Here is a 22567-nt window from a genome sequence, read left to right on the forward strand (position 1 = left end):
AGATAATAACCTATTTTTTAGAAAAGTGTCATGCTTGCCGCCAAAATGCCTGGGCAGTCGCATAGTATACTTGCACTTCAGGTAAAACCACCACTTTCTCCATGCTACATAATCCCCCTGTTCCCCTATTGATACCCCCTGGCCCACTCTTCTGGCAACAGGCTGCACAGACTTTTTTGCGTGCAGCCAGGGAGCAGGGCTGGGGACGTCAGCAAGAACGGGATTTTTCTGCGGTGCGAGTTATCGTACCTACTTATCAGCATGCCCATCTCTTGTTAAGGGCTATGGGCACAGTCTTGCAAGGCAATTTCATCCCGCCGCGCATACAAACCCTGTTTGCCTTGCTGGAAATGCAGGCACCGGATGCTGCACTGCAAGGTAATACGGGAGGCGATGCCAGTGAAAGATTGATGGGCCTGTATGCTGAATTACGCCAGCATCCCTGGTTAAAGAAATTATTCGGTGCGCGTCGCAATACTGATTTATTGCCACTGGCGCAAACGCTATTGACGCTGTCCGATGAGCTGACTGCGGTCTTATTGCCCACCGTAGGCAAGGATAAGGGCAAGCTGGAAAAAGACTGGCAAGCGGCGCTGGCGCAACTGCCCGCGCCTGCACAAGCCTTATTGTCAGAAGAAACGCAGCTGGTATGGTCAGTCTGGCAAAGCCAGCTCGATGGCAATGATCCGCAAGTAAAACGCTATGCCCAGTTGCTGCAAATTGCCGCTCAGGCCAGCGAGCCTTTGTTGTGGATAGCCCCTACCTTGCCCAATCCCTTGGAAAACGCATTTTTGCAAGCCTGGGGCAAAAAGCAAAGTGTATTGCAAATCAGCCTGGACTGGCGCGCCCATACCTTGCCGCAGCCTTATTACCATGCCTGGCCGGGTTTGCATGATACCGGCAGCCAGCATCAGCAAGCGCTGACTGAGTATGTAGAGACATCCCACATACGTCTGTGTCGCGCCACTTCGCTGGAAGATGAGGCAGTGCAGGGTGCACAAACCATCATCAACTGGCTGCAGGCTGGCAAGCAAAGTGTGGCCGTGGTGGCGCAAGACCGTGTGGTATCCCGCCGCATACGTGCCTTGCTGGAACGTGCGCAAATCATGGTGGCTGATGAAACCGGCTGGAAGCTGTCGACCACCCGCGCTGCGGCAGCCATCGCCGCCTGGCTGGAAGTGGTGACCACACGGGCCGATACCATGGCCTTGCTGGATTTCTTGAAATCACCTTATCTGCAGTGGAAAGATACTGATAATCCTGAGCCTGAGCAGGATGCCATTGCCGCCAAGGCCGACCTGGTCATGCGCATAGAACTGGTCTTGCGCCGTGCCAATGTGCTGGGCGGTTGGGAATCCGTCCTGGCAGCGCTGGATGGGGGGAAGGATACAGGGCCAGCCAGCCGCTGGATCAGGTCCATGTCCCGGCAGGCGGGCAATTTCACAGGCAGGCGCAGTTTGTCGGAATGGAGTGCGCTGAGCCTGCAAGTGTTCTTTGACCTCTCCATGTTCAATGCCTTCCAGGCAGACCCGGCTGGCGCGCAAATCATACAACTGCTACAGAAATTGCAGCTTGCCTGCCAGGATTTGAAAACCCCATTCACCTTTGCTGAATGGCGTGCCCTGATGAATCTGCAACTGGAGAGCACGGCATTTGTGTTTGCACATACCGACAAGCGTGTCGTCATGTTGCCGCTGAATGGCGCACGCCTGCGTCCCTTTGATGCAGTGTTACTGGTGGGGGCAGATGCTTCCCACCTGCCATCCCAGGCCAGTGAGATTTTATTTTTTGCAAATGCCGTCAGACGCGAATGTGGGCTGGAAACCCGCGAGTCGCGCCAGCAGCAGCAATTACGCGACTTTGCTGAGCTATTGCTGAGCAACACCGACATTGTTTTATCCTGGCAGGGTAGCCTGAATGGTGAACATAATCCCGTCAGTCCCTGGCTGGAACAACTGGGTTTGACACTGGAGCGTACCCAGCAGGGCGTGCTGGATAGCCATCCCCTGGATTTGCCAGCCAGAACCCTGCAAGCCAGCAGCCCGCATATGCCCACGCCCTCTGCGGCGGCGCTGTTGCCAGCAACTTTATCTGCCAGTGCATATACCAGTCTGGTGGTGTGCCCTTATCAGTTTTTTGCCGGCCGCATGCTGGGCTTGAGTGCCCTGGATGAGCTGTCAGACATGCCGGAAAAGCGCGACTATGGCGACTGGCTGCATGCCATACTCAAGCGTTACCATGAAGAATTGAAGCTAGCGCAAGTCACGCAGCCGGGGGTAGATAAAGAAGCTCTCTTGCGCAGCATATCCGCTGATTTTTTTGCCGATGTCTTGCAAAAAAGCCCGGCGGCCCTAGCTTATAGCGTGCGCTGGGATAAAGTCATCCCCGCCTATGTCGCCTGGATGCAGGCACATGAAGAAGCTGGCTGGCAGTTTGACATGGGTGAAATCAAGAATGAAAAGACGCTGGAATGGCAGGGTGGCCAGATCATGCTGAAAGGCCGCATAGACCGCATAGACAGAAATATGAATGGTGAAGTGGCAGTACTCGATTACAAGACTAAAAACCTGATAGACCTGCGCCGAAGGCTGAAGGAAGGTGAAGATCATCAATTGCCATTTTATGGCTTGCTGACGGATTTGCCTGTCAGTTCAGGCAATTATGTGGCGCTGGAACTCAGCCAGGGCAAGGCTGGCGATGTAGCTGCTGACGATTTTGAACGCTGGGTATCAGAGCTGGCCTTGGCGATTAAAACCAGCATGTCATCTATACAGAAAGGCGCAAGCTTGCCAGCCCATGGTGTAGAAGCAAATTGCCAGTATTGTGAAATGCGTGGGCTCTGCCGCAAGGGGGCATGGTGATGAGCGAGTCCCTACAATATTCACAACAATACTCCCAGGCTTATGAAGTCAATGGCCAGGCTGTCAGCCATGCCCACTTTACGGCAACTGCCTGTGACCCGCGTCATAGTGTCGTCGTCGAGGCTTGCGCTGGTAGTGGCAAGACCTGGTTGCTGGTGTCGCGCATGTTGCGCCTCTTGCTGGCCGGGGCAGAACCGGCAGAATTACTGGCGATTACCTTTACCCGCAAAGCTGCGCAGGAAATGCGTGAGCGCCTCATGGATTTGCTGCATGAACTGGCACTGGCAGACATTGCCCATGTGCGGCAATTGCTGACTGAGCGTGGCATAGCCGAGGCTGATTTGCAGAATGTCATACCGCTGGCACGCGGCTTGTATGAAAAAGTCTTGTCCAGCCCGCAGTCGCTATCACTGGATACCTTCCATAGCTGGTTTGGCCGCCTGATACAACTGGCACCGCTGGCATCTGGCGTGCCACATGGCTTTACGCTAGTCGAGGCCAGTGGCGATATACAGCGCGAAGCCTATGGCCAGCTCATGCAAATGCTGGCGCAGGAAGAGCATGCAGAGATCAAAGAGGCACTGCTATTTTTGTATCAGGAAATTGGTGACTTCAATGCCCGCGAAATGCTGGAAGCTTTTCTCGACAAGCGGGCAGAATGGTGGGCCAGCAACCAGCAAATTGAACTTGGTGGCCCATTGGACTGGTTGCGTGATTTATGCGGCGCAGACCTGTATCAGGATGCGCGCCTCAGCATCTGGGACGATGCCCAGCTATACCAGCGCATTGCCCATATGGCTCTGGTATTGGGACAGGGTTCGAAAAATAACCAGACCAATGCCAGCAAGATAGAGCAGGGTCTGACAGATGGCCCCAGCCTGGATGCCTTTGCCATGATTTGCGATGGCTTCATCAATGGCCAGGGTAATATCCGCTCGCATAATGTCAAGGTCAAGGCCTTGGTTGCGTCCATAGAAAAACACCTGGGCCTGGATCAGATCAATGCCTTTGAAGATGAATGTGAAGCGATAGTACAGGCGCTGAATCAACTGCAAAAACGCAGTGCAGAAAAAATGGTCATGCAAGTCAATGAAGCCCTGTTCTCTGTTGGTACGGCATATCTGGAATGCTATCAAAGCCTCAAAGCTGACCAGCGCGTATTTGATTTTGCTGACCTGGAATGGCAGGCATATCGACTGTTGAGTAATGAAGAATATGCAGCCTACCTGCATAGCCGCCTTGATGCGCGTTACAAGCATATTTTGCTGGATGAATTCCAGGATACCAATCCCCTGCAATGGGGCATAGTGCAAGCCTGGCTGGAAGCCTATGGGGATGATGGTGCCAAGCCCAGCGTGTTTGTGGTGGGCGACCCAAAGCAATCTATTTATCGTTTCCGCCGTGCTGAACCGAGAGTGTTTACTGCCGCACAAAATATGCTGGCAGCGCAGGGAGCACGGGTTTTACGTACCAACCAGACACGCAGGAATGCACCCGCGATTGTTGATGTGCTCAATGTCAGCATGCATGGCAATCCGCTGTTTCATGCGCAGACGACAGCATCTGATGCAGAGGGCGCGGTCTGGCGTTTGCCATTGATAGGCATGACTGCGCCAAGTGATACTGAAGAGATTAGTGAGGAAGAAGTTGCACCTTCACGCTTCCCCCTGCGCAATTCACTGACGACACCGCTGGAAGAAGCAGAAAACCAGCAGCGCTATGAGGAGGGCAAGCAAGTCGCGCAAGCCTTGCTGGGCATACGTGCCGCGCAGGGCGCAGATAGCTGGCACTGGAGTGATGTGATGTTGCTGGTCAAGCGCCGCACCCATTTGTCTGCCTATGAAAAAGCCTTGCGCGAGGCCGGTATCCCCTTTGTCTCCAGCCGTCGCGGCGGCTTGCTGGATGCATTGGAAGTGCTGGACTTGATCGCATTATTAAATTTCCTGATGACGCCGGGTGACAACCGTGCGCTGGCACATGTCTTGAAATCGCCCATCATGGCAGCCAGTGATGAGGACTTGATTGCGCTGGCCATGCGCGATGAAGCTACGTGGTGGAAGCGCCTGCAAGCCCTGGCCTTGGCTTCGAAGCAGGATGATTCTTACCCTGTTTTGCAACGTGCCGCCAGCTTGTTGCAGCAATGGATGGAGGCATCTTATTATTTACCCGTGCATGATTTGCTGGACCGCATCCTGCATCAGGGCGAGGTCTTGCAACGCTATGCGCAAATCTCTTCAGTCGCACAGCGTAGTCAGGTCATGGGCAATATCCATAGTTTTACTGAACTGGCGTTAAATCTTGATGCCGGGCGTTACCCCAGCCTGCCAAAGTTCATCGCTGCCCTGAGTGCCTTGCGCCGCGGCGGCGACAGTGATGCGCCTGACGAATCTGCGGTCGATAGCGCGGCGGATGCTGTGCGTATCCTTACCATTCATAGTGCCAAGGGGCTGGAAGCAAAGATCGTCGTCATGCTCGATGCCAATCATAGTGAATCGATGAAAGACCGGATAGGTGTGCTGTGTCAGTGGCCTTTGCAAGCCGGGGAAGAACGACATTTTTCTGTCTTTGGCAAGAAAGACCAGCGCGGTGCGGCGCGTGATCGTTTTTTTGCACAGGAAGAAGCCCAGGCCACACAAGAAAACTGGAATCTCTTATATGTTGCCATCACCCGTGCCAAGCAGGTATTGATACTTAGCGGTGTACAGAGTGCAAAAAAACAGCCTGCCCCCAGCTGGTATGGCTATCTGGATCATGTAGAAGAAAAATTGTCGCTTGCTGCCAGCTTTGCGCCAGGAGCAGAGCAAAGCCAGGAATTCAGCCTGGCAGTGTTCGAGCCGCCAGCCATGCCTGTTGAGCAGCCCGTCGTGGAAGAAAGCAGCGCTGAGCAAATAGAAGGTATAGCCCTGCACACCTTGATGGAGCGTTTGAGCAATAACGCAAAGATCTGGCCTGTCACCGTCCCGGATGCAGAAACCATCGCTGCCTGGCTGCCCTGTTCCAGCACTGTCGCTGCGGCCATACGCACGCAAGCTGAGTGTATATTCAGTAATTCTGCAATGCAAAAATTCTATGACCCTGCCGCCTATATATATGCGCGCAATGAAATGGATGTGCTGGTGGATCAAAAATTATTCCGCCTGGACAGGGTTGTGGTTTTTTCGCATGAAGTCTGGATATTGGACTACAAGCGTCAGCTGTTACCTCATCAGGAAGCGGGCTATCGTCAGCAGTTACTCACTTATGTGGACGCTCTAAATCAGGTGTTTTCTGATAAAACTGTCCATGCTGCACTTATTTTGAGCAATGGCAGCCTGATAGACCTGCTCTGAGAGAAAATTTACTCGTATAATTAATGACTGAGTTGCATATCCCCTTAAACACTGAGACATGATGATTTCCGAATTCGAATTGCTAGCTGAAAAAGTGACGCAGCTTTCCGTGCTGGCACATAGCCTGCGTAGTGAAAATGCCAGATTACGTAACGATGTAACGTCCATGATGACGAAAAATACAGACCTGCAACAGCGTATGCAGCAAGCCCATGATCGTGTTTCCTCCCTGTTGGCCCAATTGCCTGCAGAAGTATTGAATGACAAGGAAGCCGCATGAGCGAAGCAAAAGTGATACAGGTCGATGTCAATATCATGGGCCAAAGTTATAAGCTTAGTTGCAAAGAAGGTGAAGACCGCGCCTTGCGTGAGGCGGCAGCCTATCTTGATGGCAAGATGTCGGCCATACGTGATGCAGCCAAAGTCAAGGGCACTGACAGGATCGCGGTCATGGCTGCGCTGAGTATGACGACAGAGTTGCTCGCAACCAAATCTCCAGAGGGCCCTTTGTCTGGTCTGTCACTGGCAGAAGTCAAGCAAAAAATCCAGGATATGCATGACACTATGGATCAAGCCTTGACGCCACAAGAAAAACTATTTTGATCTGCAATCTTATTATTTAATTTAATCAAAATAGCTGGCGAACACTGGGCATTTCGAGGTACACTTTAGATCCCTGCCGTGTTCGCCAATGTCATATATTCCTTGAACCATTTTAGTGCATAGGCCGTGGAACATTATTCGATAGGTGTGAGCGTCGCTAGTCCGATGAACCCGAAATTGAATTGACCGTGGCCAACTTGAACCGCTCAGGTTCAGGATGCCGGCATAGCGGCATCGGTGGGGACTTATTCTGAACGGCTGTCATTTTTATGACAGCCGTTTTTTTATGGATGATCAATCCATGATGTTTATCGTTCTCATGTGTTTGTGTCGTCGCTAGATAAATGTGCGACAATTTCTTTTTGACTTTGCAGGTGTTCAACATGGCCTATTGGTTGATGAAGTCTGAGCCGGATGAAATCAGCATTGATGACGTCCTGGCCTTGCCCAGCATACCCTGGTTTGGCGTACGCAATTACCAGGCACGTAATTTCATGCGCGATGGCATGAAGGTCGGCGATGGTGTCTTGTTTTACCATTCCAGTTGCGCTGAGCCCGGCATCGCTGGCCTGGCCGAAGTGGTAAGTACACCTTATCCTGATCATACCCAGTTTGAAAAAGACAGCAAATACTTTGACCCCAAGGCGACGCAGGAAACTCCACGCTGGATGATGGTGGATGTCCAGGCCAAGCGCAAAACCCGCTTGCTGAGCCTGGCAGAACTCAGAACTTATCCTGAGCTGGCGGATATGACGGTATTGCAAAAAGGTAGCCGCCTGTCCATCACGCCAGTGAAACCAGATGAGTGGCGCTTTATCCAAAAATTGCTGAAGGAATAGGTTTGAAATTTACTCCATTCACTGCAAATTCTGCGACAGACTCGACTGAGCCTCTGGCAGCAGCCAAATTCATCAAGGAAATAGGGCGCGGCAAAGACGGCGCGCGCAGCATGACGCAGGCCGATGCGGCGACACTGTATACAGCCATGCTGGCAGGACGAGTGTCAGACCTGGAGCTGGGCGGCATCTTGCTGTCCATGCGTATCAAGGGTGAATCCATAGAAGAAATTGCTGGTTTTATGCAGGCAGCCCAGCCTTATCTTTTGCCATTGCAAGTGCCAGTGGATGGCCCATATGCGCCAGTAGTCATCCCCACTTATAACGGTGCTCGCAAAAAAGCCAATCTGACGCCCTTGCTGGCCTTGCTATTGGCAAGACGTGGTATACCCGTGCTGGTACATGGTGTACGCACAGATGCGGGGCGTGTTGCTACGGCAGAGATATTCCAGGCCCTGGGTTTGCCACTGGTGAACACGGCAGAGCAAGTGCTGGCGCAAATGCAGCAACAGCAGCCAGCCTTTATACCTATAGATGCCTTATCGCCTGCAATGGCACATTTGCTGAGCCTGCGTCGTATTCTGGGGGTGCGCAATTCCACCCATACCCTGGTCAAGCTCTTGCAACCTTTTGCCGTGCCTGCCTTGCGTCTGAGTTCTTATACCCACCCAGAATATCTGTTGATGCTGCAAGACTATTTTACCCGCTGCGCACCTGCTGAAGCCGGAGATATCTTCCTCATGCGTGGCACTGAAGGAGAGGCTGTCGCCAGTACTGGCCGGGCCCAGCAGATAGACTGGTTCCATGCAGGACAGGGCATTACCCTGGTTCCAGCGCAGCAAGAACCTTTGGCGGAAGTGCCTGTTGTCCCCGATAGCATAGATGCTGCCACGACCGCTGCCTGGATCAGGTCCGTACTGGCTGGTGATATTGCCATACCTGAAAATATTGCAGTACAAGTTGAGCATTGCGCCAGCATCGCCCGGCGCTTGCGGCAACGAGCCTAAGGCTATTCCATGATGGAAACCGATCTGGCAGAAATCAATCCTGATGTGCGTGATGACCCGCGTTTGCATAAGGTATTGCGTTTCCTGGACAGTATCGGCATCACGGTCATTGAACGTGAACTGGCACATGTGACGTTCTTGCCTGGTCTTGATCTCGGGCCTGGCTGTATATATGTCGATTACGGCAAACTCAAATATCCCGGCGACATGGTGCATGAGGCCGGGCATCTGGCAGTGACGCCATCGGCGAATCGTGCGCTTATAGGCAGTGATCAACAGGATAAGGACTGGCCACCACAGGGTGAAGAAATTGCTGCCATTCTATGGTCACTTGCTGTGGCCAGAGAACTCGATTTACCGCTGGATTTTGTATTTCATGCTAATGGGTATAAAGACGATGCCAACTGGTTGGTCGAGACTTTTGAATCGGGTAATTTTATAGGTCTGCCATTTCTGGAATGGGCGGGTTTGAGTTTGGGGCCGGTGCGGGCTGAGAAAGAGGGTAAGCCAGCGTTTCCTCATATGTTGAGGTGGATGCGGGAGTAGTCTGGGGTTTATTGTGTTGTGCTTGGTGAAATTGAGCTTAGAAAATGTAATCCATCATCTTGCATACTTCACAGAATTAAGTAACCCATAAATCCGGGACAATATTATTAACGTCATTCCTGCATGCTTTTGGCAGGAATCCAGTGGCGTTCGTGACATTCTGTCAGATACATTAATTTCAGATTCGAATTGTTTTGCGTATCTGATTTTTAAATACCTGCACACGTAATTTTAGATTGCAGGCCGGTGGTAGACCGGCAGCTACACACCTTTTTGCTTCGCCAAAAAGTTGTGCCAAAAAGGCGACCCAGGCATCGCCGCCCCTACGGGGTTCCCGTTTGTGCAGTACAAAAAATGGGAAGATCAGAAACTCGCCTGCGGCTCAAACATCGGCTCTTCTTTTTCCATTTCTTGTACTGCACAAACGGCGTCGACACATGGGAACTGCTAAAGTCAACATCAACATCAACATCAACATCAACATCAACATCAACGTCAAACCCAAACCCAAACCCAAACCCAAACCCAAACCCAAACCCAAACCCAAACCCAAACCCAAACCCAAACCCAAACCCAAACCAGTACGACGGCCAGTCATATCCCAAGGTACTTTCGATCATCCCTCAAACACGTCACCCATAAAAAAACGCCGGATCACTCCGGCGTTTTTATTAGCTTAACAAACGATCAGAAGTTAGCCTTGAATTGCACGCCATAGCTGCGTGGTTCGTTCAGGATACCTGTCAGGTTGTTGAAGTCGATAGCGGCGATGACTTGTTGCTTGTTGGTGATGTTGCGACCATAAGCAGCCAGTTCATATTTGCCGTCAGCCCACATATAGCCCACACGCAAGCCACCTTCGAGCAGGGACTTGGCTTTGTATTCCTTGGCTTCATACAAGAACATGTTGTAAGTGTCTTTGTAAGACCAGTCGGTATTGGCATACAGCGTGCCTTCGCCGATTTGTGTGGAATAACGCAGCGAGAAGTTGCCTACCCATTTAGGTGCGCGTGGCAGTGGGTTGCCACCGATCAGGACGGTGCCGGCAACCGGGCCTGCCGGGTTGGTGACAGTACAGCCATTGCCGCAAGGTGCGACGAACAGTTTGCCATCTCTGATTTCGGTATCGTTATAGCTGACGCCCAGTGTGGTTTTCCAGTTGCGGCTCAGGTTGGCTTGCAAATCCATTTCAAAGCCCTGGCCTACGGCTTTGTCTGCATTCACCAGTTTATTCTGATTGACGCCACCGCTACCTGCGGTTAACTGCAAGTCTTTGGCTGTGTACTGGAATACAGTTGCGCTGATACGTGCGGTGTTATCCAGAATATCTTTTTTGATACCAGCTTCGAAAGACAGATTTTTTTCTGAATTGGCAACCGAGATGCTGTCACCGAACAGTACGCGACCCTGGATACTAGGTGCGCGATAACCAGTTGCGATACGGGCGAATACGGATGTTGCTTTATCCAGTGTGTAGTTCGCGCCTAAATCCCAGCTGATATTGGTGGCAGATGGATTGGCCCTGAGTACTGGCGTACCTGGCGTACCAAATGCCGTGCCTGGTGTCCAGGTACGTTGCGCATCAAAGTCTTTTTTGTCGCTGGTATAACGGATACCGCCGCGCAGTTTGAACTGCTCTGTAACTGCATAGTTCAAAGTACCGAAGGCTGCCCAGGATTTGGCATTTTGATGTTGTACAGCGTAACCATCTTGCGGATTACCTGGTGCCAGGGAATTGTAGTCAAAACTGTCAACTTGCAAGTCTTCGCTGAAGTAGTACAAGCCACCTATCCATTGCAAGGCGTCTTTGGTATTGGATTCAACGCGCAACTCTTGCGTGATCTGCCTCAGGCGAGGCAATCCGTCGGCTGTTTCAGCAGGGAAAGGGATAAAGCCTGGGCCCATAGTTGGCACGAAGGACGCACCATAGCCGCCATCAACGTCGGCGCGGCTATAGAATTTTGCCTTGTCATAGGCTGTGATGGAGTGCAGGCTCATGCCTGGCAAATCCCAGCGCAAGCGCAGGCTGCCACCAGAGGATTGCAGGGTTTGTGTATTCAAACCATCAGTAGGATAGTTGGAATAGTTAAAGCCTGGGACGATCTCATTCGTGCCTTTTTGTATGATATTGGCGCGGAACAGGGTAGCGTTGCCCGACATGTCACGACCGTGCAAATTCACCAGGGCGCTGAAATCACCGTTTTTATATGAGAATTGCAGACGTGCTGCATTGTCACGGTAACCTTCGAGATTTTTCTCACCAGTAGGACGTGGGTTGGTCACTCGGTCATCACGTGACTGGGACTGACCAGAGAAGCGCATGGCCCAGTCCTGGTTCAAAGGCACGTTGATCGCGCCTTCCAGGTTGATGGCCTTGTCATTACCAAAACCGAGGTTGGCATAACCTTCCAGGCGACGGGTAGGCTTGGTAGAGTCAAACTTCAAAACACCTGCTGGAGAGTTGCGACCGAACAGTGTGCCTTGTGGGCCGCGCAGGATTTCTACCTGGTCTACGTCAAAGACCGGGAAGCCTTTCAGCATAGGGCTTTCTTGCACGACGTCATCGTAGACCAGGCCAACTGGTTGGGATGCATTCAAATCGAAATCGGTATTGCCCAGGCCGCGGATATAGAAACGTGGGAAGGAACGACCAAAGTCGGATTCCACATTCAAACTAGGTACGCGTGCTGCCAGGAAGCGAATATCCTGACCACTGGCATTGTAAGTATCGAGTGCTTCGCCTTTGATGGCTGAAATGGACATCGGTACTTCCTTGATGTTTTCTGCACGGCGGTTAGCTGTAACGATGACAGTTTCCAATTGTGTGCCGTCATTTTTGGCTGCAGGTTTGGCATCCTGAGCCCAGGCAGATTGCAGGGGGAAGGCAGCAGTGACGGCCAGAGCGATCACGCTCAGACTGACTCCCTTATGCAATTGCTGAGAAATGGTTTTGCGCATGGTAAGTTCCCAAGTTGAGTTAAACAATGGTGTTCTGAAATGGTGCATCTGCACCATCCCTGAATTGGGGCGTGTTGAAATCAGGGATTTCGCTACGGTTGCCACCGCAATCGTTTGCGTAATCGTTTGCGTGGCGGCGAATCTGTTATCTCTCTTGCCAGCAGACAAGTCAAGAACTACTTAAATCCAAATAAGGAAATGCGGTTTTTGCTGCGAAAATGTTGCGAATTTCAAACAACATTCTTGCTGTTGGGTATTATTTTTTTACCGCGAACATGTTTCATTTTGTGCTTAAAAATGGGGCAATAAAAAGTCTGGTGCTCTCAAGTGGTCTTTGTGCGGGCCAGGCTTGCCATGAAAATTTTCATGGCAAGGCAGGATTTTGAAAAAAATACTGGTATGAAAGACCTTAATTATATGACCAGCTTTGTTGAAAACGCCTGAGATGCTTATGCTAGTTTTTTAGTATTTACTAACGCCCAAACACATTATGTTTTCCGCTGAAAAATTGGCATTTCAGCTTGGGTTTTACTCCGGCTTAGGATTTGCTATCTGGCCACCAACCGGGCGCCAGCAGCCTAGCCAGTGCTCCCACACTTGTCCTTGTTTGCCGCCCCCTTTAATTCTTGCAGACCTGTGCAGCTCATCGAGAAATTCCACAGACATTTTTCTGTTGCTCAGTTGTGCCAGGTATTTTTTTGCCGCATCTTCGCTACTGAGATTGATCTCGTTCTGTGTCTTCATGCGCACAAGTTCAAGCAGGCAGGATTCATCAGTGCAACAGTCCGCCTGCTTGTCATTGCCCAGCAGTTCATTGTAAACATCCTGAGTGGCTTTTTTGACGTCCGCCTGGGCTTCATGTTTGATGAGGTATTTGATGACAGGCAGCATATTACGGTTTTTTACCTGCCTCAGGGCATAGGCAGAATAAGTGCTATGGGTTTTCATTTGCAGATAGCCCAGCATGAAATCCTTTTCATTTTCGGCATGCATCAGATCCGCCATCCATACTGGCCAGTGCGTATCTTCCGGCACGCGGCCCTGTGCCCAAAAGGCAAACAAGGCTTTGTTTGAGCGTGCTTTGCGTGTGTCTTTGAGGTAGGGATAGCTTAAACGGTAGCGCAGATTGGGCATCCAGATTGCGTCATAGGGACCAAAGGATTGTTCGCCTGTGATCAGGCTGGAATACAGGGAAAAAAATTCCACTTGTACTGCGCCATTTTTTTCTTTTTCAAAAAGTGGCAGGGATTCCTTATGGAAGCGATCTGGATATTGCATGGCCATGGAGCGCAAAATAAAAGAACGGCGGTGAGGATCGCTATCAGTTTTTGCCATTTCCAGCCAATGCTCATAGGGCAGCTTGAAACGATATGCCAGGGCGGCATAGCCATACATATATTTGCGCCACAAGGCATTGTCGGCAGTCTTGTACAGATTCATCAAAAAGTCTTTTTCTGCAGCCAGTTGGGCAGGGTTGCTATCCTCGCCTACAAAAGTCAGCAAAAAGGTGGGCAGGATAGATGTAGTCCCGGCAGTTTTTGCCTGGGTCAGCAAGTTCTCGCGAAAACGCTGGGCGACCGGTACTTCAGCAGCATACATTCTTGGTTCACTGAAGTTGGGAACCACCATGCCCAGTGCATCACGTGCCATCACGCTGTCTGCGCTATCTTTGCTGCGGGTTTTGATCAATTCGCGGGCCTGGGCTGTGCCTATGCTGCGCAAAGCCATGATAACGAAATGGCGGGTAAAATCATTTTTGCTGCTCAGGTATTTTTCCAGTAACTGCACAGTTGCCTCAGTCTGGTCAGACATGACCAATGCATAGATGTGCAGCATCGCCAGATCATCGGCACGCATACCGGCGGGCATATCTTTGGGCAAATCTTGTATCGCATATGGCCCGGTAGTGCTACTCAAAAATTCTTCCAGTCGGGCACGGCTATTGATCAAGCCACCGTCAGGAATGCGCAGTGCTTGTCTGGCTGCCGCCGCAATGCTAAAGCCCGCATAAGACAGATTTTTGGGTAGCCTGGCAAAGTACAAATCTTCACTTGCCAGGCCATAGGGGCGACCGATCAGCGTCGAGTAAAACAGACGCGCTTCTATCGATAAAGCTTGATTGTTTTGTCTGTCGTTGGGGTAATCCAAGGCATCTGTTTTTGCCGGGCTGCTTTGCATGGCCACATCTCTTGCATGCGCAATTGTAGAATAGCTTGCGATCGATGCCAGCAAGAATGTCGTAGCGGCGATAGCAATTTTTCTCATTCGCTTGCCTTCTTGTTTGTGGCACTGGTATCGCCATCAATTGTAGCGCCATGTGCTACTGCTATACCGACAATCAAGCGCAGGCGTATGGCTAGTGAGCCTAAAGACTCTATTGCTTCCGGGTGTAGTTGTATGCCATTTTCTATGATGGAGATATGTTGCGCATTTTTATAGCCATCACGGTTGCTGAAAGCCTCGGTCTGTATTACCGCAGTCTGGATATTGATCTTGTCTTTGCAATGGTTTTTACTGTCTTGTGGGCAGATTTTTTGTACTTCCTTGCGTACGCATTGGGACACCATGTCGGCCAGCACTTCATCTTGTTTGCCGATGCGGTAGAAACTCAGGTTTTTATAATCCCTGCCACTGTAAGCATCAATGCCTGCATCCCTGCCATATCTGTCCATGCCGAGCTTGAGTAATTTTTCTATGGCTTCATCAGCATTTGCGGTGAGTGGGAATTCTGCCTCTATGCGCTGTACCTGTATGTAAGGAAATTTTGACTGGACATCACTGCTCTTTTCCAGATTGCGCGCAGCTCTCAATTTTTCTTTTTCCAGCAAATTGCCGCCCTTGCTTTCGACATAGGTGCGTATGGCTGCCATCTGCTTGTCCAGTTGATCGCTACCATCCTTGGGGCGTATGCTTTCTGCGCTGACGCCACCGCTGATGACCAGACGATTTGGCAATAATTGATCGCTGCAAGTCAAACTCTGGAAATCATATGCTGAGTTAATCTGGGCGTTGGGTGTTAAAGTAATCACTCCCGCAAAACTGCTAAAAGTGCTTGCTGCAAGCAAGCTGGAAATGAGACATTTGACGATGTATGCAGGACGCATGGAGAGTTTCTTTTTAAGATTGAATATGGAAAATAAATGCTTTCAATTTTGATTAGAAATTGAAATTCATTGTAATGTTCTTTCTGTTCGAAATCCCGCTCGAATTACAATTTAGTCTGATTTTTGAGTATTGAAAACAAATGCTGAGAGTATTAAATTAACCCTGTCCTCAAATTGTTGCAGTCGTATAAATCAAAAAAGCTTGGCAACTACTGATGTCAGCGTTGCCAAGCTCTTGTGAAGCAGTTGTCGACTTATCTACGCATTCAAGCTGCGTAGTAGTCTGCTTGATCAAGGTCGGTGAGCAAAGAAGGGCCTTCTGGTTTCCAGCCCAGCAACTCCCGGGTTCGCAAGCTGGAGGCGGCCATGTCCGCACCGGCCATTTTGGCAAACCAGCCAAAATGCTCAGCGTCGCGCGATTCGACTGGCAAGCCAAGCTGGCGGCCTATCATTTCGGCTATCGTTTTAAAGGGTATGCTCTCATCGGCAATGGCATGGTAGGCCGATTCAGTGACACCCTGCTCAAGTGCGAGACGGTAGACGCGCGCAGCATCTTGCCGGTACACGCCAGCCCAGCAATTCTGACCTTCACCCAAATAGGCTGATACACCGGTTTGCTTCGCCAGCCGTATCAAGAGTGGTACAAAACCATAGTCACCAAGGCCGTGGACTGACGGTGCCAGTCGCACCGTCGCCGCACGTATGCCGCGTTCAGCCAAGGCCCTGGCACTTGGTTCGGACTTGCGTGGAGAGCCTGGATGGGGCAGGTCCAGTTCGCTTGCCCCACGCGCCATTCCCAATAGACCGGAGGTCACGATGAGCGGGCGGCTTGATCCTTCCAGGGCGCTTCCCAGCACCTCGATGACTTGACGGTCTTGTTCGCAATTCGCTAAGAATTTTGAAAAATCATGATTGAAGGCTGTGTGGATGACGGCATCCGCCTGATAGGCAGCTGTGCGCAAGACATCAAGATCTTCCAGTGTGGCGAGCAAGACTTTCGCTCCCGTGGCGGCGAGCGCTGCCGCTTTTTCGGCAGTACGGGCAAGTCCGGTCACCAGGTGACCTGCGTCTATCAGTTCTTGAACTACTGCAGAGCCCACCCAGCCGGTGGCTCCTGTGACAAATACGTGCATTTTATTTTCCTTAATTGTTATGTTGTGTGGAGGTCTGTCTATATTCAGCCCAGCCACATCGATACTTCTACATCCCCGCCAAATGGCAGAGACAAATAACCGCTACCCGGGGCGCGTATGTGCGCCAGGTAATCCGGACTGTAGTCGGCGTTGTCAGCGACGATCAGTGCGCCTGGGCGCAAGCGGCTTTCGACCAGCTTCAGTACGTCGGTATAGAGTGCCTTGGCACCATCGAGCAACAACAGGTCGACAGATGTGGGAAGATCAACTGCCAGGGTCTGCAGCGCATCACCTTCGCGTATCTCGACCAGGTCAGCCAGGCCGCCTTCGTCCAGATGCTTGCGTGCCTGCGCTACCTTGGATGGTTCAAACTCGCTGCTAATCAGGTTGCCACCGCCGTTATCGCGCAGTGCCGCAGCCAGATGCAAAGTGGAAATGCCGAAGGAGGTGCCGAATTCGACGATATTGCTTGCATTGCTACTACGGGCCAGCATGTAGAGCAGTACGCCAGTCTCGCGTGAAACTGGTAGCCAGAGATCTTTCAGCAAACTATAAAAATCCAAGTATTCGGTCTTGCTATGCATCAGGCGCTCGCGTTCTTCGCGCGAGATACTGGCGATGGCCGGGCTGCTTGCGGCTGCTGCCTGCTTGAACAGGCGTTCAAGCAGGGATGCCAGCCGGGTGGAGGTCAATGTATTGATCATGGGTGTATCCAGTTCGAATTCGAGTGCAAATAATGGGGCGTCGCCTGTCAGACAAGTGACTACAAATGAAACGCGACTAATTCGTCGCATTGGTGAAAAATGATACGGATAATTATTCGCGTTGACTAATCGCATTGGGCTTCGCGTTTTCGTACAGCCTTGCGCTGCTTGCTAAGCCATTGATTGTCCATGAGAATTTCCCGGACAGGGCGGTGCTATTGAGGTATTGAAAGCTACTCCATCAGTTAAAAGCTCAGGTTTTGCTTGGTCGAAAAATTGTTTTCGTTGCAATGATTGTTGTGATGATTGTTGCAGTGATGGATTGTTTGAGGGATAAACAAGCTTGGGTTAAGATGTGACGAATTCATCGCATTACAACGGCATGAGTTTGCTGTTTCTTGTTCGCTTCCACTATTTATTTCACTATGGCCACCCGTCGTCGCCCCCAGGTTTCCACGCGCAAGCAACCACAGCAGGTTCGTTCAACCGGGCTGGTCACGGCAATCCTGCAGGCTGCAGCTCAAGTGTTGGCGCAAGAAGGTGTGACGCGTTTTACGACAGCCAGAGTGGCAGAGAGGGCCGGGGTCAGCATAGGTTCGGTTTATCAGTACTTCCCAAATAAGGCTGCCATCCTTTTCCGGCTGCAAACCGACGAATGGCAACAGACCACGGACATGCTGCGGCACATTCTGGAAGATATCAGCAAGCCGCCGCTGGATCGCTTGCGCACGCTGGTCCACGCTTTCATTATCTCGGAATGTGAGGAAGCTGAAACACGCCTGGCCCTTAGTGACGCGGCTCCGCTCTATCGTGATGCGCCAGAGGCACAGGAAGTGCGGGCCTCAGCAGACCAGACTATCGACCTGTTCATGGAAGAAGTATTGCCCAGGGCATCGGTGGCCACGCGCACGCTTGCCGGCGACTTGATTACCACGACCCTGAGTTCGGTCGGCAGCAGTTTTTCCGCGACGCGCCATACCCAGGCAGAGATCAAAACCTATGCTGATGCCATGGCAGATATGTTTTGCGCTTATCTCAAGGGTATTCAGTAAGATTGGACCAGGCAGGCAAATTCTGCCTGCCATAAGCTACAATCTCGCCTGAATTTTTGAAAGCACCGAAAGTAAATACCATGAGTAATCAATTTGATCTTGCCGTGATAGGCGCAGGCGCAGCCGGGATGATGTGTGCTGCTGTTGCAAGCCAGCGTGGCAAGCGCGTGGTATTGATAGATCATGCCACCCGTCTGGCAGAAAAAATCCGTATCTCAGGTGGTGGGCGATGTAATTTCACTAACCTGCATGCCGGGCCGAATAATTTCCTTTCCGAGAACCCGCATTTTTGTAAAAGCGCCTTGTCGCGTTATACACCGCAAGATTTTCTGTCGCTGATGAAGCGCTACCAGATTGCCTGGCATGAAAAGCATAAAGGGCAATTGTTTTGTGATGACAGTGCTGAAGACATCATCCGTATGCTCAAGGCTGAGTGTGATGCCGGCAAGGTTGATTGGCGCATGGGCTGCAAGGTCGATGATGTGCAAAAGCAGGAGCGGGGCGGTTTCTTGCTGCAAACCAGCGCAGGCGTCATCCGCACTGCGCAAGTGGTGATTGCCTGTGGTGGCTTGTCCATCCCAAAAATCGGCGCGACTGACTTTGCCCATAAGGTAGCGCGCCAATTTGGCCTGAAGATCATAGAGCCTCGTCCGGCCCTTGTGCCTTTGACCTTTGATGCCAAAGCCTGGGAACCTTTCGTGCCCTTGTCTGGTATTTCGCTGGAAGTGGATATAGAGACAGGTGAGAAAAAATCCCGCACGGTATTTCGTGAAGACTTGTTGTTCACACATCGCGGCTTGTCTGGCCCGGCGGTATTGCAGATATCCAGCTTTTGGGAGCCGGGCAAGGCCATACGCATCAACCTCTTGCCAGAAGTGGATGTGGCAGAAGACCTGGTGGGCAATAAATCCACCATCAAAAAGAATCTGGCAAATCATTTATCGCAATACCTGCCAGCACGTCTGGTTGATGGTTTGCTGACGGCCCACGGCTTTGCCGGTGATGCCAGGGTGGCGGACATGCAGGACAAGCGCTTGCGTCTGTTGGGAGAGAAATTGAACCGCTGGGAATTGATACCCAATGGTTCTGAAGGTTACCGCAAGGCCGAGGTTACCCGCGGTGGTGTTGACACCCGTGAATTGTCCCAGCAAAGCATGATGGCTAATAAAGTGCCTGGCCTGTATTTCATCGGTGAAGCGGTGGATGTGACGGGCTGGCTGGGTGGCTATAATTTCCAGTGGGCCTGGGCATCGGGCACAGCAGCGGGTCTGGCAATTTAAAATTTGCGTTGTATTTTTGCATGAATATGTACTGGGTGGTAGTATACGCAGCTTATGACGTATTTTCCTGCGTGATATTGACCCTTTCCAGGGATACCCCAGTAAATGCCGGGATTTTCAGGTGAAACCAGAAGTGAGTTTGATGCGTGTTTGTTGTCTGCCACAAGTTTTTGCGCAAGATTTAATCAACTTCCTTCCATTAATTTAATTTTCCTGTTAATATCTCGGTCTTCCTATAAATCTTTCCATGGTTTGAACTTACATGACCACAATTCGCCTTAAAGAAAACGAGCCGTTCGAAGTTGCCATGCGCCGCTTCAAGCGCACTATCGAAAAGACCGGTCTGTTGACCGAATTGCGCGCTCGCGAGTTCTACGAGAAGCCAACAGCAGAACGCAAACGTAAGTTGGCTGCCGCTGTTAAGCGTCACTACAAACGTATTCGTAGTCAGCAATTGCCTAAGAAGATGTACTAATCCAGCTCTTGTATCCGGCAATTTGTCGGGTGCATCGCGGTTAGCGCATTAAACTTAGGTTTGCATGCCCGCTCCGGTCAGCCGCAGCGGGCTTTGTTGTCTTTGTCTCCGGCATTGTACGGGGCAGATTGCATGCCCCCGGATTGATGGGTGAGATTGAGTTACGAGATTGGTAGCGGATCCCTGTGCAAATGTGCACGGTATCCATTTAAATAATTTCAGGAGCAGCTTATGAGTTTGAAAGAACAGATCACCGATGACATGAAGGCTGCAATGCGCGCCAAAGAAACAGTCAAGCTGGGTACTATCCGCTTGCTGACGGCTGCCATGAAGCAAAAAGAAGTCGATGAACGCGTAGAGCTGGACGATGGCATGGTATTGGCCATCATAGAGAAAATGCTCAAACAGCGTAAAGATTCCATCACTCAGTTTGAGGCGGGTGGTCGCCAGGATCTGGCTGATATAGAAAAAGCTGAGCTGGCGGTTTTGTCTGTCTACATGCCCGCGGCGATGACGGAAGAAGAAGTGCAGGCGGCCGTGGCTGCTGCCGTGGCAGAAACTGGTGCCGCTGGTCCGCAAGACATGCGTAAAGTAATTGATGTATTGAAAGCAAAACTGGCTGGCCGTGCTGATATGGGCAAGGTTTCTGGTTTGGTCAAGGCAGCATTGTCCAAATAATTTGCCTTAGACTTTTGTTTTATCCTTTAGCTGGCGTCCTGCTTTGATACCACAAAGTTTTATACAGGATTTACTGGCCCGCGTTGATATTGTCGACGTGGTGGGTAAATACGTGCAGCTCAAAAAGGGTGGCGCAAACTACATGGGTTTGTGCCCCTTTCATAACGAAAAATCCCCAAGTTTTACCGTCAGCCCGACTAAACAGTTTTATCACTGCTTTGGCTGTGGCGCGCATGGCAGTTCCATCGGTTTTTTGATGGAGTATTCTGGTCTCAGCTATGTGGATGCCATACGCGACCTGGCGCAAAACAATGGCATGATTGTGCCGGAAGAAGACCGGCTCTTGCCTGCGCAGCGGGCAGAAGTCACGGCAAAAAACCTGGCCTTGTCAGAAGTTATGACTAAGGCAGGCGAATATTACAAGCAGCAGTTGCGTACTGCACCGCAGGCCATCGCTTATCTGAAGAAGCGTGGTTTGACTGGTGAGATAGCGGCGCGCTTTGGTCTTGGCTTTTCGCCAGATGCCTGGGATGGTTTGCGTAGCGTCTTCACTGACTACAATATCCCGGCCCTGGTCGAAGCGGGCCTGGTCATCGATAAGAGTGAAGAAGAGGGTGGTGGTCGCAAGCGGTATGACCGCTTTCGTGACCGTGTCATGTTCCCTATCCGTAATACCAAAGGCCAGATTATCGGTTTTGGTGGGCGTATCATGGAGCAGGGTGAGCCCAAATACCTGAACTCGCCAGAAACACCGCTGTTCCAAAAAGGCCTGGAATTATATGGCCTGTTTGAGGCGCGCCAATCCATACGTGAAGCCGGTTATGTGCTCGTCACCGAGGGTTATATGGATGTGGTGGCGCTGGCGCAAATGGGTTTTCCGCAAGCAGTGGCAACTTTGGGTACGGCTTGTACGCCTACCCATGTGCAAAAACTCTTGCGCCAGACTGATCATGTGATTTTCAGTTTTGATGGTGATAGTGCCGGTCGCCGTGCAGCCAGGCGTGCGCTGGATGCCTGCCTGCCGCATGCGAATGATGACAAGGTCATCAAGTTCTTGTTCTTGCCCAAAGAGCATGACCCCGATAGCTATATCCGCGAATTTGGTACAGATGCCTTTGAGCAGGAGGTGCGTGATGCCATGCCGCTGTCGCAATTCTTCATGCGTGAAATGATAGGCGACAATGATTTGACGACGGCAGAGGGGCGTGCCCGCACCCAGTTTGATGCCAAGCCCTTGTTGCAGGCCATGCAATCATCCGGCATGCGTTTACAACTGGTGCGCAATCTCGCTCAGGTCACGCAAACCAGCCCGGCTGAAATTGAAACCATGTTTGAACTCAGTCAGCCAGTGGCGCGCATCAAACAAGCACCGCCCAAGAGCAAGCGCAATGCACCGGTGGGGCTGGAACTGCAGATCATGCGCATCCTCGTTGCGCATCCTTCATTGGCGATGATGCTGGATGAAAGCGTGCTGGCAGACGCTGCCGCGCTGGCACCCGATGGGGCCAATATGCTGCGTAGCCTGGTATTTACGGCACAAAGCATGGGTGAAAACGCCCAGTTTGCAGCACTGGCTGAGCAACTGCGCTCACTTGGTTCTGATTTTGATGCCTTGATCGCCGAAATGGCGGAGCAGGCTGAAACAGATATTGATATTGTCAGACTGGAACTGGCTGGTGCCTTGCGCCAGATGCGGCATCAGGTGCTGAAGATGGAAATGGAGGGCTTGGCGGCGCGTGGTTTGCGTGCCCCTGAAGATGTGGCCCGTTATCGTGAGATTACACAATTACAAGACCAGCTCAGGAAGCAGGCAGCCGCTGAAGCCGCCTTGCGTTAAACAAAAGCAATTCCCAGCGTTGGAAGTTTTTCTCATGCATGGTCGGGCTGCCTTGGCAGTTTGCGGCAGGGTCTTGTTATTTCCAGTTTTGACTTCATTTCTACTATTGAAATCAGGATGGAGATCAAATTATTTAATTGTTTATCAAGTAATTTAACAGGCTA

The 22567-nt window shown here is 51.2% G+C and carries 18 protein-coding genes and 1 other RNA gene; 14 read left to right on the forward strand and 5 right to left on the reverse strand.

Translation table 11 applies throughout. The annotated features are described in order from the left end of the window. Positions 1–101 precede the first annotated feature (101 nt). The 9 genes from ACO0LF_RS00220 to ACO0LF_RS00260 all read left to right on the forward strand — a co-directional run bounded on the left by ACO0LF_RS00220 (position 102) and on the right by ACO0LF_RS00260 (position 9862). Positions 102–2861 (forward strand): PD-(D/E)XK nuclease family protein, encoded by a 2760-nt coding sequence (locus ACO0LF_RS00220; RefSeq protein ID WP_423010821.1) that lies wholly within the window; start codon positions 102–104, stop codon positions 2859–2861. Continuing rightward, entirely contained in the window at positions 2861–6190 is a 3330-nt protein-coding gene (locus tag ACO0LF_RS00225) for a UvrD-helicase domain-containing protein (protein ID WP_423010823.1), read from the forward strand. Before ACO0LF_RS00220 ends, ACO0LF_RS00225 begins: the two co-directional genes overlap by 1 nt. Positions 6191–6248: 58 nt before the next feature. Continuing rightward, complete coding sequence (locus tag ACO0LF_RS00230; RefSeq protein WP_423010825.1) at positions 6249–6470, forward strand: DUF904 domain-containing protein; 222 nt, start codon at positions 6249–6251, stop codon at positions 6468–6470. An 11-nt stretch (positions 6471–6481) separates the two neighbouring features. Next, positions 6482–6793, forward strand: coding sequence for a cell division protein ZapA (locus ACO0LF_RS00235; protein ID WP_423012393.1), 312 nt, complete (start codon positions 6482–6484; stop codon positions 6791–6793). A gap of 67 nt (positions 6794–6860) precedes the next feature. Next, positions 6861–7041: non-coding RNA, 6S RNA (gene ssrS, locus ACO0LF_RS00240), on the forward strand. Between the two features lie 135 nt (positions 7042–7176). Beyond that, complete coding sequence (locus tag ACO0LF_RS00245) at positions 7177–7632, forward strand: EVE domain-containing protein (RefSeq protein ID WP_423010827.1); 456 nt, start codon at positions 7177–7179, stop codon at positions 7630–7632. A gap of 2 nt (positions 7633–7634) precedes the next feature. Then, the gene (ybiB, locus tag ACO0LF_RS00250; RefSeq protein WP_423010829.1) at positions 7635–8636 is read left to right on the forward strand and encodes a DNA-binding protein YbiB; all 1002 of its coding nucleotides are present in this window, start codon (positions 7635–7637) and stop codon (positions 8634–8636) included. A 9-nt stretch (positions 8637–8645) separates the two neighbouring features. Continuing rightward, positions 8646–9182, forward strand: coding sequence for a hypothetical protein (locus tag ACO0LF_RS00255; RefSeq protein ID WP_423010831.1), 537 nt, complete (start codon positions 8646–8648; stop codon positions 9180–9182). A gap of 437 nt (positions 9183–9619) precedes the next feature. Beyond that, a complete protein-coding gene (locus ACO0LF_RS00260) occupies positions 9620–9862 on the forward strand; it encodes a hypothetical protein (protein ID WP_423010833.1) in 243 nt (80 codons plus the stop codon). A gap of 7 nt (positions 9863–9869) precedes the next feature. Here the strand turns inward: ACO0LF_RS00260 and ACO0LF_RS00265 are convergent, their stop codons facing one another. The 5 genes from ACO0LF_RS00265 to ACO0LF_RS00285 form a co-directional block, all read right to left on the reverse strand. Further along, positions 9870–12140 (reverse strand): TonB-dependent receptor, encoded by a 2271-nt coding sequence (locus tag ACO0LF_RS00265; RefSeq protein ID WP_423010835.1) that lies wholly within the window; start codon positions 12138–12140, stop codon positions 9870–9872. Positions 12141–12668: 528 nt separating this feature from the next. Continuing rightward, positions 12669–14405, reverse strand: a complete 1737-nt coding sequence (locus tag ACO0LF_RS00270; RefSeq protein ID WP_423010837.1) for a hypothetical protein — start codon at positions 14403–14405, stop codon at positions 12669–12671. Then, a complete protein-coding gene (locus ACO0LF_RS00275) occupies positions 14402–15244 on the reverse strand; it encodes a hypothetical protein (protein WP_423010839.1) in 843 nt (280 codons plus the stop codon). Before ACO0LF_RS00275 ends, ACO0LF_RS00270 begins: the two co-directional genes overlap by 4 nt. A 266-nt stretch (positions 15245–15510) precedes the next feature. Next, entirely contained in the window at positions 15511–16377 is an 867-nt protein-coding gene (locus tag ACO0LF_RS00280; protein ID WP_423010841.1) for an SDR family oxidoreductase, read from the reverse strand. A 44-nt stretch (positions 16378–16421) separates the two neighbouring features. After that, a complete protein-coding gene (locus ACO0LF_RS00285; protein ID WP_423010843.1) occupies positions 16422–17081 on the reverse strand; it encodes an O-methyltransferase in 660 nt (219 codons plus the stop codon). Positions 17082–17506: 425 nt separating this feature from the next. Here ACO0LF_RS00285 and ACO0LF_RS00290 point away from each other — a divergent pair, with 425 nt between their 5' ends. The 5 genes from ACO0LF_RS00290 to dnaG all read left to right on the forward strand — a co-directional run bounded on the left by ACO0LF_RS00290 (position 17507) and on the right by dnaG (position 22403). After that, entirely contained in the window at positions 17507–18133 is a 627-nt protein-coding gene (locus tag ACO0LF_RS00290) for a TetR family transcriptional regulator (protein WP_423012395.1), read from the forward strand. Positions 18134–18213: 80 nt separating this feature from the next. After that, positions 18214–19413, forward strand: a complete 1200-nt coding sequence (locus ACO0LF_RS00295) for an NAD(P)/FAD-dependent oxidoreductase (RefSeq protein WP_423010845.1) — start codon at positions 18214–18216, stop codon at positions 19411–19413. Positions 19414–19675: 262 nt separating this feature from the next. After that, positions 19676–19888, forward strand: coding sequence for a 30S ribosomal protein S21 (gene rpsU, locus ACO0LF_RS00300; RefSeq protein WP_005877634.1), 213 nt, complete (start codon positions 19676–19678; stop codon positions 19886–19888). 231 nt (positions 19889–20119) lie between these two features. Further along, a complete protein-coding gene (locus ACO0LF_RS00305; RefSeq protein ID WP_423010847.1) occupies positions 20120–20566 on the forward strand; it encodes a GatB/YqeY domain-containing protein in 447 nt (148 codons plus the stop codon). Positions 20567–20609: 43 nt separating this feature from the next. Continuing rightward, positions 20610–22403, forward strand: coding sequence for a DNA primase (gene dnaG / locus ACO0LF_RS00310; protein ID WP_423010849.1), 1794 nt, complete (start codon positions 20610–20612; stop codon positions 22401–22403). Positions 22404–22567: the final 164 nt, after the last annotated feature.

The sequence above is a fragment of the Undibacterium sp. Di27W genome, from assembly GCF_049340345.1.
In the GTDB taxonomy this organism is placed as follows: Bacteria; Pseudomonadota; Gammaproteobacteria; order Burkholderiales; family Burkholderiaceae_D; genus Undibacterium.

Bases quoted from the DNA above. Each gene is read 5' to 3' on its own strand.
- ACO0LF_RS00220 (WP_423010821.1), top strand. From the start codon at position 102: ATGCTACATAATCCCCCTGTTCCCCTATTGATACCCCCTGGCCCACTC.
- ACO0LF_RS00225 (WP_423010823.1), top strand. From the start codon at position 2,861: ATGAGCGAGTCCCTACAATATTCACAACAATACTCCCAGGCTTATGAA.
- ACO0LF_RS00230 (WP_423010825.1), top strand. From the start codon at position 6,249: ATGATGATTTCCGAATTCGAATTGCTAGCTGAAAAAGTGACGCAGCTT.
- ACO0LF_RS00245 (WP_423010827.1), top strand. From the start codon at position 7,177: ATGGCCTATTGGTTGATGAAGTCTGAGCCGGATGAAATCAGCATTGAT.
- ACO0LF_RS00255 (WP_423010831.1), top strand. From the start codon at position 8,646: ATGATGGAAACCGATCTGGCAGAAATCAATCCTGATGTGCGTGATGAC.
- ACO0LF_RS00260 (WP_423010833.1), top strand. From the start codon at position 9,620: ATGGGAACTGCTAAAGTCAACATCAACATCAACATCAACATCAACATC.
- ACO0LF_RS00265 (WP_423010835.1), bottom strand. From the start codon at position 12,140: ATGCGCAAAACCATTTCTCAGCAATTGCATAAGGGAGTCAGTCTGAGC.
- ACO0LF_RS00270 (WP_423010837.1), bottom strand. From the start codon at position 14,405: ATGAGAAAAATTGCTATCGCCGCTACGACATTCTTGCTGGCATCGATC.
- ACO0LF_RS00275 (WP_423010839.1), bottom strand. From the start codon at position 15,244: ATGCGTCCTGCATACATCGTCAAATGTCTCATTTCCAGCTTGCTTGCA.
- ACO0LF_RS00280 (WP_423010841.1), bottom strand. From the start codon at position 16,377: ATGCACGTATTTGTCACAGGAGCCACCGGCTGGGTGGGCTCTGCAGTA.
- ACO0LF_RS00285 (WP_423010843.1), bottom strand. From the start codon at position 17,081: ATGATCAATACATTGACCTCCACCCGGCTGGCATCCCTGCTTGAACGC.
- ACO0LF_RS00290 (WP_423012395.1), top strand. From the start codon at position 17,507: ATGGCCACCCGTCGTCGCCCCCAGGTTTCCACGCGCAAGCAACCACAG.
- ACO0LF_RS00295 (WP_423010845.1), top strand. From the start codon at position 18,214: ATGAGTAATCAATTTGATCTTGCCGTGATAGGCGCAGGCGCAGCCGGG.
- rpsU (WP_005877634.1), top strand. From the start codon at position 19,676: ATGACCACAATTCGCCTTAAAGAAAACGAGCCGTTCGAAGTTGCCATG.
- ACO0LF_RS00305 (WP_423010847.1), top strand. From the start codon at position 20,120: ATGAGTTTGAAAGAACAGATCACCGATGACATGAAGGCTGCAATGCGC.